At 40.5% G+C, this 12,852-nt stretch carries 11 protein-coding genes and 1 tRNA gene; 4 read left to right on the top strand and 8 right to left on the bottom strand.

Features of this window, described 5'->3' with window-relative positions; genetic code table 11:
* Positions 1 to 587: 587 nt before the first annotated feature.
* The 3 genes from ACNEUN_RS03125 (at position 588) to ACNEUN_RS03115 (ending at position 2,002) form a co-directional block, all read left to right on the top strand.
* On the top strand, positions 588 to 1,124 hold the full coding sequence (locus ACNEUN_RS03125) for a DUF4190 domain-containing protein (protein ID WP_463630739.1): 537 nt from the start codon (positions 588 to 590) through the stop codon (positions 1,122 to 1,124).
* Positions 1,125 to 1,291: 167 nt separating this feature from the next.
* Complete coding sequence (locus ACNEUN_RS03120; RefSeq protein WP_463630737.1) at positions 1,292 to 1,834, top strand: holo-ACP synthase; 543 nt, start codon at positions 1,292 to 1,294, stop codon at positions 1,832 to 1,834.
* 94 nt (positions 1,835 to 1,928) lie between these two features.
* Positions 1,929 to 2,002 (top strand) — tRNA-Gly (locus ACNEUN_RS03115).
* A 147-nt stretch (positions 2,003 to 2,149) separates the two neighbouring features.
* On the opposite strand, the gene ACNEUN_RS03110 is transcribed toward ACNEUN_RS03115, so the two are convergent.
* The 3 genes from ACNEUN_RS03110 to ACNEUN_RS03100 all read right to left on the bottom strand — a co-directional run bounded on the left by ACNEUN_RS03110 (position 2,150) and on the right by ACNEUN_RS03100 (position 5,527).
* Complete coding sequence (locus ACNEUN_RS03110) at positions 2,150 to 2,587, bottom strand: DUF4190 domain-containing protein (RefSeq protein ID WP_463630735.1); 438 nt, start codon at positions 2,585 to 2,587, stop codon at positions 2,150 to 2,152.
* Between the two features lie 210 nt (positions 2,588 to 2,797).
* Complete coding sequence (locus tag ACNEUN_RS03105; RefSeq protein ID WP_463630733.1) at positions 2,798 to 4,588, bottom strand: PASTA domain-containing protein; 1,791 nt, start codon at positions 4,586 to 4,588, stop codon at positions 2,798 to 2,800.
* A 108-nt stretch (positions 4,589 to 4,696) separates the two neighbouring features.
* Complete coding sequence (locus ACNEUN_RS03100) at positions 4,697 to 5,527, bottom strand: DUF4190 domain-containing protein (RefSeq protein ID WP_463630731.1); 831 nt, start codon at positions 5,525 to 5,527, stop codon at positions 4,697 to 4,699.
* A 374-nt stretch (positions 5,528 to 5,901) separates the two neighbouring features.
* Here ACNEUN_RS03100 and ACNEUN_RS03095 point away from each other — a divergent pair, with 374 nt between their 5' ends.
* Positions 5,902 to 7,449, top strand: a complete 1,548-nt coding sequence (locus ACNEUN_RS03095; RefSeq protein WP_463630823.1) for a glycoside hydrolase family 25 protein — start codon at positions 5,902 to 5,904, stop codon at positions 7,447 to 7,449.
* Positions 7,450 to 7,573: 124 nt separating this feature from the next.
* Here the strand turns inward: ACNEUN_RS03095 and rfbA are convergent, their stop codons facing one another.
* From rfbA to ACNEUN_RS03070, 5 genes are all read right to left on the bottom strand, one after another.
* Positions 7,574 to 8,473: a glucose-1-phosphate thymidylyltransferase RfbA gene (rfbA, locus tag ACNEUN_RS03090; protein WP_427876286.1), complete on the bottom strand. Its 900-nt coding sequence runs from the start codon at positions 8,471 to 8,473 to the stop codon at positions 7,574 to 7,576.
* A 16-nt stretch (positions 8,474 to 8,489) separates the two neighbouring features.
* Positions 8,490 to 9,923, bottom strand: a complete 1,434-nt coding sequence (locus ACNEUN_RS03085) for a sugar nucleotide-binding protein (protein WP_463630729.1) — start codon at positions 9,921 to 9,923, stop codon at positions 8,490 to 8,492.
* Positions 9,924 to 10,057: 134 nt separating this feature from the next.
* Positions 10,058 to 11,092 carry a dTDP-glucose 4,6-dehydratase gene (gene rfbB / locus ACNEUN_RS03080; RefSeq protein WP_463630728.1) on the bottom strand — a complete coding sequence of 345 codons (1,035 nt, stop codon included), beginning with the start codon at positions 11,090 to 11,092 and terminating at the stop codon, positions 10,058 to 10,060.
* A 34-nt stretch (positions 11,093 to 11,126) separates the two neighbouring features.
* Positions 11,127 to 11,891: an ABC transporter ATP-binding protein gene (locus tag ACNEUN_RS03075; protein WP_427876292.1), complete on the bottom strand. Its 765-nt coding sequence runs from the start codon at positions 11,889 to 11,891 to the stop codon at positions 11,127 to 11,129.
* Between the two features lie 50 nt (positions 11,892 to 11,941).
* The gene (locus tag ACNEUN_RS03070; RefSeq protein WP_463630726.1) at positions 11,942 to 12,805 is read right to left on the bottom strand and encodes an ABC transporter permease; all 864 of its coding nucleotides are present in this window, start codon (positions 12,803 to 12,805) and stop codon (positions 11,942 to 11,944) included.
* Between the last annotated feature and the right edge of the window lie 47 nt (positions 12,806 to 12,852).

The following is a 12,852-nucleotide window of genomic DNA, read 5'->3' as shown; positions in this document are numbered from 1 at the left end:
CGAAAATGCGTTAGTGCCTCTTTTGTTTTGGTATGCTGACGGAGAATGTGGTGCACGAAGTGCGGAGATTGCGAAATCTTCGGCTTGCGATGCTATTTGTGATTCTTGGATCGCGTTTTGTTTATTTCACTAGATGGTTTTGTGTTTTCGACAGTTTTGCCCTGCATTTTGTCGATTTCATCGGGAGATTTGGTGAAATAAACAAAATGTGCATAAAAACCGTCGTTAGTGCAGAATCGCAGATGTCTGCTCGATCTTTCGTGGGTGCTCAATGTATAAAATATTGTCGTATCGACTCATTACTTAAAATTGCCTAAAATTTTATCGTTTTATAATAATTTATTCGTTTCGAATTTGCTTTATGCACTAGCGTTCGTTTTCTTACTTACTTACTCACTTACTTACTCAATTTTTGCATTACTCATACATGTTGTATAATCGCAGTGTTTGTCTTATTATTTGACAATCGAAATTATTTGAAAAGCGTTATAAGTTACATAGATTTTATTGCATTAATAGTGCATACTTGTTGCATTAATAGTGCATGTTATTGCATTACTTATATTGCTTTTGCAGATGGAGGGAAAATGGACGAAAATAACCAACAGGTTCCTCAGGCTCAGCCGGCTCAACAGCCTTACGCTCAGCCAGTCCAACAGCAACAATATGCTCAGCAGCAATATGCTCAGCAACCTCAGCAGAATTATGCTCAGCCGGCTCAGCAGCCTTACGCTCAGCAGCCTTATGCACAGCAGAATTACGCTCAGCAACCATATATGCAGCAACCAATGTATGTTCAGCAATCTCCAGTTTCTGGCTTAGCTGTTGCAGGATTAGTTCTTGGAATTATTGGTGTTATATTTGCTTGGGTACCTTTCTTCACCTTTATTTGGTGGATTATTGGTATTTTGGCTGTTATTTTTGGTATTGTTGCAATGCTCAACACCAAGGTTGGTGTTCCAGGTGCTAAGCGCGGTCATGGTATGGCTATTTCAGGATTAGTTCTTGGAATTATAACACTTGTTATTGCTGCGTATATTCAAGTTACTGTGGTGAGCAAGATTAATGCTGTTGTTAATACTGTAAATAATTTTAGTAGCTATTCTCGTTCTTATAACTATTAAATTTGCATAAAGTAATTTTGTAATAATAATTTATGTAATTATGTAGTTATTTAGTAATAATTGAAAATGTACTTAATAAGAAGGCGGGTGTTTTGTGCATCCGCCTTTACTTTTTACTTAGGTATGCTTAGTTATAGTAATAGGATGCAGTTTAAAAAGAGGTGTACATGATTGCAGGACTCGGGCATGATATTGTTTGCGTGCAGCAGTTTGCTCAGCAGATGCGCGATACTACAGGCTGGCGTAAGCTTTTTTCTACTCGTGAGCTTCGTCAGTGTGCTTTGCGCGCTGAGGCGAAAAATGATGATGAGTCTTTGCATGTGGCCGCTCGTTGGGCTGGTAAAGAAGCTGTGATAAAGGCCTGGTCGGAGGCTTTAAGCGCATGTGGTGGAGAATATCCTTACACATTAGACAACACGCCTTGGAATGAGATTGAGATTATTGACGATTCGCATGGTTGCCCAAGCGTACAACTTAGCGCAAGTGTGGAAGAGAAGCTTACAAAATCACTTGTGAAATTTTCTTCTGCTTGTGGAGATTTTACTTGTAGTGATTCTGCTGCTCAAGATTCTGCTGCTGAAAATTTCTCTGCTAAAGATTCTGTAGTGCGTTGGCATGTTTCTCTCACTCACGATGGGCGTTTAGCTGACGAAACGGCTATTGCCTCTGCAGTAGTAATACTTGAGCTTTTAATCAAAAATTTTAATTAGTAAGTTTTGTGTCTTGCCTGATGTCATTGGTATCTGTATACTTGAACAAGTTGCTGTTTGCGCATGAATGTTTCGTGTGAGTCAGTGATTAATTGCGGACGTAGCTCAATGGTAGAGTCTCAGTCTTCCAAACTGATTACGCGGGTCCGATTCCCGTCGTCCGCTCCACTTGATTCTTAAGTGGATATGCATAATACTCCGCTTAATACTTTAGGTTTCAAAAAAGGGCAGGTACTTTACGTACTTGCCCTTTTAGTTTTTCTATATTTCAGTATAGTTTTTACATTTCAGTATATTTCGAAAATTTAAGTTCTACTACGCAAATAGAGTAGTGAAAACTACGAAACTACCGTAAACAAGCGTGCTTTTCAAGCTATTAATTGCGGCTTGAGCAAGAATTAAAAGAATAACAGCAAGCACAGTATCAATGATTCCGAGAACCAATCCAGCTATTGCCATTCCTCGTCCTGATTTTTCGTTGCCAGTACGAAGTGCGAATGCTGCTAAGACTATAGCTAAAGGTCCGAGAATAATTGAGAAGAAGAATATACCTACAATTCCAATAACCATAGATGCTATTGCGAGACCGTTTACAGGTTTCTTTGCATACATTTGATTCTGACCATACGGCATCTGTGGCATCTGTGGCATCTGCGGCTGTGCCTGTGGAACAGGCTGCGCAGAGTAATTTGGTTGTACAGGTTGTGCTTGTGGAACAGACTGATTGTAGTCTTGCTGGTTGTTTTCTTCCATTTTCTTCCTCCATGGATTAAGAGCGGTGCCAGCTTGAGCTACGATGTATACCCTATTGCTTGCTCGCTCGCTAAACAATCTTGTAAATGCTCTTCGCAGAGTATAAACACTGCAATTGTATAACAGAGTAGTGTATCAGTGGTGTAAAAGTTAGAAATTTTACTCACTCTTTTCTGTTTTTGTACTGAGTTTTGAATTCCTAACTAATCCTTACTGCAGCATATCTCCGGGAAGCGTAGTCCAGTCAAATGGTTCTTCCATAAGATAGTAAACGTTTCTATCATCCGGGGCTGGAGCAAATGGTACCGGCTTGTGGTTAACTGTTGGTACGAACGGATTTGATTGCACAGACCATTCCATGTTGTCTGCTTTCGCTTCCGTCTCTTTGTATAATTTAGGATCGCGTTTTAATATAAACGGCCTGTCTAAATCTGGTTTTATTTCACCTTTTCCTGCAAAATATCCGGATTTTATAAGATCATCGAATCTTGTGTTAACTGGCACTAATACGAAGAAGTCGCTCATCTTAAAGCTTGATCCTTTTGCAAAGCCCGGTATTTTTTCTGGATTTCCATATTGCTTCATACTTTCAGGTAATTCGAATTCGTCAATCACTTTTCCATTTACGCATGCGAATGCTACTGAATCATCTACGCGTTCACTTCCGCAGTAAGGCGCTCCGTGACCCCTGTATAGTTCTACGGCTCCTGTGTTACCAAAAAGCAGATGGTTTTTCATAGGGTTCTCTGAAGGACTGTCTTTTAGTGCTCCACAGTTTGTTGGATCATGTGTTGCGTTGCACAAGTCAAGCGAATTATAGAAGTTTTCGTCAGTGTTAGCTGGGTAGCGTTTATCGGTTGACAGTAGTAATAAATCGTTTGTGTAGTTTGGATCTCTGCTTCGATCTGAATCATAAGATTCAAATTTGACGCAATCTCCTAATTTTGTGCACCATGTTCCTTGAACAGATTGTGGATCCATTTTTGCGTTTGTGCCAAATTCATCTTTGTTTGTGAATACTGATTTTGTTTGTGATGCGTCAACGCCATAGTAGAGTGTTACTGCGCCTTTTGTTACTGGACTTCCTAACGATGGGTTAGAACCTACTATTTTCCCTAGCATTCTTCGTGATGAGAATTTTGGATGCAATGTTACGTTGTATCCTCTGCTTACAAGCTTGTCGTATGCTTTGTTTTTATTTTCTCCGAACAAGTTAATAGGTATGCCGTCGCCGTATGTTCCAACTGCTAGGTGTATTATGTCGTTTTTTACGACTGCGTATCCAGGCATAGGGCTTGATGCAATAATTTTGCCTGGGTCGTCAGAAATTACTCTGTTAACTTCTACTGGCAATCCCATTGATTTGACGAGTTTTTCGGCTTTCTTTAGTGATTCGCCAACTACGCCTTTTTCTGGTATTCCTGGCCCTTTTGATTTTGCGATTACTACTGGTATGTGGGATGAGATTTTATCTCCAGGTTTTGTGTTTATGTAGCGTAGGAAGGTTCCTGCTTTTTTGCCACTAAATTCGTCTATGATTTTTACTTGTGCACCTTGTTTTTTTATTTCTTTTACTACGCGTGATATAGGCTCTCCTGCGTAGGCTTTTGGAACATTAATTGGATGGTCAGTTATGAAGTACCATATTGCTCCGGATGCTATTACGGCAATTGCTGCTATTGTGCTCGTTATTGTTATTGCAATTCGTTTACTTCTGCTTATCGTATGTTGCTTTTGTGGAATGTTCGTTTGGAACATCTGCTGTGCAATGTTAGGTTGAGCATTGAATGTGCTGTTTTGTTGGTTGATTTTTGGTTGGCTGGGAATTTCACCTGGCTCTAAAATTTCGTCTGGTTCTAGGATTTCTTGCCTATTTTGTGCAGCATTTTCTGCATTTTGCTGTATATTATCTGCATAATTTGGTGATGTTACTTTAGTTCCACAAAAAGCACAAAATTTACTTGTGTCAGCAATTCTTTTCCCACAATTTTCGCAGAACATAGTAATAGTAACCTTCCGTTTTGTTTTTGCCGGTATTGCCAGTGTCGCTGTTGCTAGCTTTACAAGTATTTCCAGTTTTTATTTGGCTGATAATTATGCTTATTTGTATCAGTCGTCATTGTCGTAAGTGCTCGACGAGTCATTTGAATAATCATTAGACGTGTCGTCTGATGAGCTGCTTGAATCATCGCTACTATAGTTGTCACTACTCGAACTGTCACTACTCGAACTGTAATCATTATTCGAAGAATCACTGGAATTAGAGTAATTGTTATATCCGTTGTATCCGCTATATCCGTTGTAAGAATTGTACGAAGGATTGTAGTAGCCAGAATAACCGTATGAATTTCTGTACTGATTGTACTGATTGTATGCGTTAACTATGACCATCTGAATATAAATTCCTATGGCTAGCGTGATTATGCCTAGAATCAATCCTGCTACACCCATTCCAAGTCCACGCTTTTTGTGGTTGTTTGTTACATACATGCCGCAGCATCCGAAGATTACAGCAAGTGCGCCAAGTATTAAATCAAGATATGGAATCCAAAAAAGTATAGCTCCAACAATGCCGACAGATAATGCTGCTATTGCAAAACCGCTATATGGTGCGTTTTGTTGTATTATAACAGGCTGCTGTATGTATATTGTTGAAGGCGTTGACGATTGATTTTGTACAACTATAGGTGACGGATTTGAAGTAGGAGCGTTGTAAACGTACGGCGTTTGTGGTTGTGAGTACGACTGATCGTATAGTGCTGGAAGATAAGGATCCGGCTGATACTGTGGTTGTTGAGCAGGTTGCGTCATTTGTTGCTGCATTGGGTACTGCGGCGCTTGTTGTTGCGGCATAGGTTGCGTCATATTCACTTGTGGATTTTGCACGTTATCTTGTGCGAGCCTAGCTAGTGAATCCTGATAATAATCGTTTCCGTACATTCTCTTTCTCACTTTATATAAAAAGTTAAAACAAATAACTTTATAGATTATATAACGCGCATATGTCGTAATTTAAAGTGAAAAAACTTGTATATAAATAGTTTTTTAGTAAATGTGTAAATAATCGCGTTTGTTTCGTGTGATTATAAAACAAATTGCTTATACGTTAGCTTACTTTTACACGCTATCTGAGTTATTTGTGTTAATTTTTCAAGAATTTTATTAATATATGCCTTCTTATTGGTGATGTTATTAGTGGCATGTTGCTAAGGTAGTTAGTTGTTTAAGTCTGAAAACATGTATATGGAGGACTTGTGAAACAGGTTATCGTGCGATTATTCGCTGGTTTTATTTCTGTTGCTACTGCTTTTAGTATGAATTTCATACCTTCTAAGCAGCATGTAGCGTCTGTACTAAGCGAAGTTAATGGCAATCAAAATAGGTTAAGTTTAGTTAATAAAGCAAACGTTCACGACGATATTGTGCCAAATACGGATGTGGTAGGTTCTAATAATTCTACTTTTAAGCCTATTCTGCAAACTCATCCTTCTGGAGTTGTTCGTCAAACTTCGCTTTCGGCTAATGAGTATGGCGTTTATTGGGGTGATCAATATGGAATTCCTACATTCTTTGAATCTGATGGAACTCCGTTTGTAAGAAACGCTAAAGGTGTTATTGATGTTTCTGAACATCAGAATTTGATTGATTGGAATGCCGTAAAAGCTTCCGGAGTAGACGGCGCTATTATTCGCATTGGCTACGGTTGGGATAATGGTTACGATAAGCAGGCCATTTACAACATTAATGAATGTAAGCGTTTAGGAATTCCTTTTGGTATTTACCTTTATTCTTACGCTGAAAAGCCAGAAGATGGTGCTTCTGAGGGCGTGAGCTTGGTTAAGCTTTTGCGCGGTGCTGGAGTTAGCCCATCAGATTTGACTTATCCTGTTTACTACGATTTGGAAAAATGGACTTGGGCTGGTCATGAAGCTCCAACTTCTCCATACGTGTATCAGGATATTGTTGCTTCATGGTGGAATCAGCTTGTTTATGCTGGGTATACAAAGCTTGGTGTGTATTCATACTCTAACTATTTGCGCGGCCCACTTAATTCTCATTACATTCATAATCGTACCAGTTGGGTTGCTAGCTACGGTTCGCGCACGGGATACAATTTTACGAGCGCTTTGCGTGGATGGCAGTACACTTCCAGCGGGAATGTTGCAGGAATTAATGGTTCTGTAGATTTGAACGCTTTTGGTATGGCTGATGGCGGAGAAATTAACGGTACTTCTGAATTTGGTACTGTTACTAGCGAAAGATACAACATTCCTGCAGTAAACTTTACTTGGATTGTTCGCGATAGTGATATAGCTGTTGGTGCTTCGGTAGTAAATACTGCTGCAAGTAATTTGGAATACCGTTGGCTTTCATACAATTTGACTACTAAGCAGTGGGAAACTATTTCTGATTGGACTCCAGGAAATTGGGCTTCTTGGGTGACTAATAACGGTGATTATTGGCTTCACTGTGAAGTTCGTGTTGCTGGAACAAATTCTGCTGTAGCTGTGAAAACTATAGCTTTCCATTACAGTGTTAATAACCCTATGAAGAGTGCTCCTTCTGTACAAGATAATCCTGGTGGAAGCAACAATACTTCTGACTTTGTTGGAAATACTGTAGTTTCTAGTACTTACGCTGGATGGCGTGGTGGAAACGTTCTTTTGGGTGCAATTACCAACAATCCTAACGGTTATACGATCATAAAGATTTACGATTATAACGCAAAGCAGTGGATTAGTCAGTTTAGAGGTCCGTGGGCTTTGTGGAATCCTAAGCCTGGTATCTATTGGACTCATTTCGAAGCTTATTCTTCCGATGGTACTCTTAAAGATACTAAGACTTACGCTTTCAAAGTGTGATTCTTAATCTTTATGTAAAATAGTAAAAGTCAGTAAATATAGTAAAAAGACCGGGCGCAAACCGCTCGGCCTTTTTATTTTATTAAGTGCTTTTTATTAATTTAAGTTACTAATTTATTTTTTACTAATCTGTGAATAAATCTTTGGATATAATAATACGATTTTCGGCAACCTGCTTTAGATGCTTTCCGTAGTTGCTTTTGCCGTATTTTTCAGCAGATTCCATAAGCTGCTCGCGGTCAATCCACTGATTTTCGTAAGCGATTTCTTCAAGAACAGCAATTGGCAATCCTTGAGCTTTTTCTATAGTGCGCACGAATTCGCCTGCCTCATACAATGAATCCATTGTGCCAGTGTCTAGCCACGCGTAGCCTCTGCCAAGCGTCATTACGTTTAGTGAACCGTTTTCAAGATATATTTTGTTAAGATCTGTAATCTCAAGTTCTCCACGTGCGCTTGGCTTAACTTGCTTAGCAAATTCTGTTACTCTTGAATCGTAGAAGTATAAGCCTGTAATAGCGTAGTTTGATGCAGGGTGCTCTGGTTTTTCAACTATGCTGATGGCTTTGTGATTCTCGTCAAATTCCACAACGCCGTAGCGTTCTGGATCGTCAACATAGTATCCGAATACCGTAGCTCCGTGTTCTACGCGTGCAGCGTGCTTTAGAATACCTCCAAGGCCGTTTCCGTAGAATATATTATCTCCAAGCACAAGAGCGCAGGAGTCGCCGTTTATGAACTTTTCTCCAATAATAAACGCTTGTGCTAATCCGTCTGGGGATGGCTGAACTTCATAAGACAAGTTGATGCCGAATTGTTTACCGTCTCCAAGTAACTTTTCGAAGTTTGGTAAATCTTTTGGCGTGGAAATCACAAGAATATCCCTAATGCCAGCCATCATAAGCACGCTAAGAGGGTAGTAGACCATTGGCTTATCGTACACAGGTAACAGCTGCTTTGAGGTTACTGTAGTAAGAGGGTAAAGTCGTGTGCCTGATCCGCCGGCGAGAATAATTCCCTTCATTGTTCGTATAAGTCCTTTACTCGTTATGGTTTTTTACGTATGTTTCGAGTAGTTGTTCCCAATTTTCTGGCTTAAAACCAGTAGATTCTATTTTTGATAAGTCAAGCGAGCAATGATGCGGACGTGGAGAGCCGTGAGATATTCTCGTATAATCGTCTACATGATTCGCTTCAATTTCGCTTGTGTTTGCTCCGACTAATTTGAATATTTTTTCCGCAATCTCATACCATGATGCAGGTTTTCCAGAGCAGGTAAGATTATATGTTCCGTATTCTGCATTCGTATTTAGAAGGTGGAATATTCCTTCCACTAAATCGCTGGCAAAAGTTAATCTTCCAACTTGATCTATTGGCGCTTGAACATTTATGTTTTCGCCATTATTGCAGCGGTTTGCAAAATCAATCATTCTGGTTACAAAATTGTGTCCTTCGCCAACAATCCAGCTTGATCGAATAATATAATGTTGCGAAACGTTTTCTACAAGAGCATCGGCAGCGGCTTTTGTTTGACCGTATACGCCGAGAGGTGAAAACTCTTCTGTTTCTTTGTGGTATTCTTCACTTCCGTCGAAAACGTAGTCGCTAGAAATATGTATTAGCGTAATATGGTGGTCTTGCGCAATTTTTGCAAGATTTGCAACTCCCGTAACGTTGCTGCGCCATGCTGCGCGTCTTCCTTCTGGGGTTTCTGCTTTATCAACTGCTGTGTATGCTGCAGTGTTAATAATTGTGCCGTATAAATCCCAGTCGTAGCTGTTGTAATCGGATTTATTTGCTATATCGAAACTATCTAAGTCTACGTATTCAAATCCTTCTAAATTATGCTTTTGAGCGTAGTCTTTGATCGCGCATCCAAGTTGTCCGTTGCATCCCGTTATGAGGGTGCGTTTTGGTGCCATTGGTTTTGCGTCTTTTAGCATTGGATGGTGTAAGTCTGCTTCGCTGCGCTCGGATTCTTCGAGCGGTATTGGCCAGTTAATGTGTAATTCTGGGTCTGCAAGGTTCACAAAAGTGTATGTTTTCTTTTGTTCTAACGACCAGTGTGCATTTACTAAGTAAGTGTATGCTGTGCCGTCTTGCAGTGCTTGGAAGCTGTTGCCTACGCCTCTAGGAACGTATATTGCTTTGCTTGGGTTTAGCGTAGTTGTATAAACTTGTCCGAAGCTTTCTCCTGGTCTTAAGTCAACCCATGCTCCGAATACTTCGCCGGTTGCGATGCTAATGTATTTATCCCATGGCTCTGCGTGTATGCCTCTGGTTACTCCGCGTTTTTCGTTGAACGAAATGTTGTTTTGCACCGGTCCAAAGTCTGGTAATCCTAGAGCAGTCATTTTGGCTCGTTGCCAGTTTTCTTTGAACCATCCTCGGTTATCTCCGTGTACCGGAAGATCGAATACTAGCAGACCAGGAATGTTAGTTTTTGTAACGCTTAGTTCTTTTTCAAATTCCATAGAATCCTACAAATTCTTTTATTTGTGATTAAATTCGTTTACTAAAGCAAGCAGAGCTGACTTTTATGAAGCTTACAAAGTTTATGAGTTTTATGAATTTTATAGACTTCATAAAACTTATAAGGGTGATTGTATCACTGTCCTTGTGCTTTATATTTCGCTTCGGTTGCGCTTTTAGCGCCTTCCCACCATGCTCGATTTTCCGTGTACCATTTGATTGTTTGTTCTAAGCCTGTTGTAAAGTCTGTGTGTTTTGGCTTCCATCCAAGCTGCGTTTGCAATTTTGTGCTGTCGATTGCGTAACGGCGATCGTGGCCTGGGCGATCTTTTACAAGGTCAAAGTCGTCTGCATCTTTGCCCATCATTTCAAGAATCATGCGCAGAACCGTTATATTATTTTTTTCACCGTTCGCACCAATCAGGTACGTGTTTCCAAGTTCTCCCTTTGTTAGGATTGTCCAAACAGCGCTACTGTGATCTTCGGTGTGAATCCAATCTCGCACGTTTAAGCCTTGACCGTATAGCTTTGGTCGAATACCTTCAAGAATGTTAGTGATTTGTCGAGGAATAAACTTTTCAACATGCTGGTATGGTCCGTAGTTGTTTGAGCAGTTGCTGATTGTTGTGTGCAAGCCGTAAGTGCGCGTCCATGCGCGTACCAGCATATCTGAAGCTGCTTTTGTGGAACTGTATGGGCTGGATGGATGATACGGGGTTTCTTCAGTGAATTTAGCTGGGTCGTCTAACGCTAAATCTCCGTACACTTCATCGGTAGAAATGTGATGGTAGCGTATTCCATATTTACGTACAGCTTCTAGAAGTCTAAAAGTGCCTTCAACATTGGTTTTAAGGAATGGTTCAGGGTCTGCAATGCTGTTGTCATTATGCGATTCTGCAGCATAATGCACAATTGCATCGTGTCCTGGAACGATCTTATCTAAAAGCTCTGCATCGCAAATATTGCCGTGCACAAAATCAACTCTGTCTTCTGGCAACCCTGCAATATTTTCAATATTTCCGGCGTAGGTGAGTGCGTCTAATACTGTTACATGAGTTTCTGGATGATTGTTCACTACGTAGTGCACAAAGTTAGATCCTATGAATCCGCATCCGCCGGTTACGATTATGTTTTTTGGCTCAAAATTTGTAGCGTTAGTCATATTTTCCATAATATCTTGTTATCTGCCTTTCTTGGAAAGATTTTTACGCTAAGCTTTTGCGCATTACATTAAACGCTGGTTCTGTGTCGCCGTCGTAAATCATGTGCGAATGTGAAAGCACAATGCAGCGAGAGCAAAGTTGCTTAATTTGATCTTCGCTGTGCGAAACAATAACCATTGTTTGTCCGCGTTTTTGCTGCTCTTTAAGTCTTGTTATGCACTTATGTTGAAACGCTTCATCTCCAACGGCTAAAATCTCGTCTATTAGGAAGATATCAGGATCGCTGTGTACTGCTACAGAGAACGCTAATCGTAAGAACATTCCGGAAGAATAGAACTTAACTTCTGTGTCCATAAAAGGTTCTATTTCGCTAAAATCTACTATTGACTGATATTTAGCGTCTATTTCTTCTTTTGTCATTCCAAGAATTGCGCCGTTAAGATACACGTTTTCGCGGCCAGTTAAGTCGGCTGCAAAACCAGCTCCAACTTCAATCAATCCTGCGATTCTTCCACGCACGCAGACTTGACCTTCGTCTGGTTGCATAACGCCGGAAAGCAGCTTTAACATTGTTGACTTTCCAGAACCATTCATGCCTATGAGTCCAACGGTTTCTCCGCGTTTAATAGCAAAATTAACGTTGTCTAAAGCTGTGAAATTTTGCGTTGCGTGCCTTTTTGACGGCGGTGTCAATAAGTTTACTATCGATTCTTTAATTGAATGATTTGCACGTAGCGAAAATCGTTTGCTGACGTTGCAAACGTCTAACACAACGTCTTCTGGAAGAGTGTTGGAAAGATTATTCATATGTAACTCCTGCGTAACCCCTAAAAGTAAATTCGCTAATCCTAAGCGGCTTAAATTTCCTGGGCGAATTTGCCTTCAAGATGTCTAAAAGTTCCTTCGCCAATGAGCAGAACTACAAAAGCAACCAACAGGCTTTCGCAAAGTCTTAAGGACCATGCGCCCGCAAATTGGAACGTGTGATCTGTGGCATTTAGCCAGAAACCGCGGTGGAATGCTTCAACGCATATTGCAATAGGATTCGCGTAGTAGACTTCCAGTGCCCACGCTGGAACGTGAATGGCCACCATTTGCCAAGTGTAAAAGCATGGAGCTAACCACACTGCAATCATTGCAACCAAGTCTGTAATATTTTCTGCATCCCTGTAGAAAACGTTAATTGCTCCAAAGAATAATCCTAATCCGAAAGCAAAAGTGCATATTGATACGAATCCGACTATCGCAACTATTATGCCTGCGAAATCTGGAATCCATCCCATGCAAAATGCTCCGATTATAAGCACTATTACTTGTGGGAAGAAGTGTACGAGAGCTACGCGCAAAGAAGCAAGCGGGAACAGCTCTCTAGGAAGGTAGATTTTTTGTATCAGTCCAGCGTTAGAAAGTATGGATCTTGTGCAATTAGAGAATGCTTCTACGAAGAAGTTCGTTACTATGATTCCGCTAAAAAGATACAGTGGGTAAGCTTGAATTCCGCCTCCGCGGCCAAGTCCTAGGAAAATTCCCATTGCTACGTAAAACACTATAAATTGTGTAATCGGCTTCACATACGTCCAAGCCATGCCCAGCCAAGAGCCACGGTATCGAATACGCACTTCTTTTTTTACAAGTAGGTCAAGCAAATAAAGGTATCTTGGAATGTCAATCAGGCCTTTGCTTTTACCAGGATGATAGATGGCGTCAGACTTTGCTGTCATCGTTGCCTTTCTTACGAATTTAGCGGTATTGCACACTTACAACTTCG

Source organism: Gardnerella sp. C0684A1, from assembly GCF_055326835.1.
This window is presented reverse-complemented; position numbering and strand designations above follow the sequence as displayed.

Bases quoted from the DNA above. Each gene is read 5' to 3' on its own strand.
- ACNEUN_RS03125 (WP_463630739.1), top strand. From the start codon at position 588: ATGGACGAAAATAACCAACAGGTTCCTCAGGCTCAGCCGGCTCAACAG.
- ACNEUN_RS03120 (WP_463630737.1), top strand. From the start codon at position 1,292: ATGATTGCAGGACTCGGGCATGATATTGTTTGCGTGCAGCAGTTTGCT.
- ACNEUN_RS03110 (WP_463630735.1), bottom strand. From the start codon at position 2,587: ATGGAAGAAAACAACCAGCAAGACTACAATCAGTCTGTTCCACAAGCA.
- ACNEUN_RS03105 (WP_463630733.1), bottom strand. From the start codon at position 4,588: ATGTTCTGCGAAAATTGTGGGAAAAGAATTGCTGACACAAGTAAATTT.
- ACNEUN_RS03100 (WP_463630731.1), bottom strand. From the start codon at position 5,527: ATGTACGGAAACGATTATTATCAGGATTCACTAGCTAGGCTCGCACAA.
- ACNEUN_RS03095 (WP_463630823.1), top strand. From the start codon at position 5,902: ATGAATTTCATACCTTCTAAGCAGCATGTAGCGTCTGTACTAAGCGAA.
- rfbA (WP_427876286.1), bottom strand. From the start codon at position 8,473: ATGAAGGGAATTATTCTCGCCGGCGGATCAGGCACACGACTTTACCCT.
- ACNEUN_RS03085 (WP_463630729.1), bottom strand. From the start codon at position 9,923: ATGGAATTTGAAAAAGAACTAAGCGTTACAAAAACTAACATTCCTGGT.
- rfbB (WP_463630728.1), bottom strand. From the start codon at position 11,092: ATGGAAAATATGACTAACGCTACAAATTTTGAGCCAAAAAACATAATC.
- ACNEUN_RS03075 (WP_427876292.1), bottom strand. From the start codon at position 11,891: ATGAATAATCTTTCCAACACTCTTCCAGAAGACGTTGTGTTAGACGTT.
- ACNEUN_RS03070 (WP_463630726.1), bottom strand. From the start codon at position 12,805: ATGACAGCAAAGTCTGACGCCATCTATCATCCTGGTAAAAGCAAAGGC.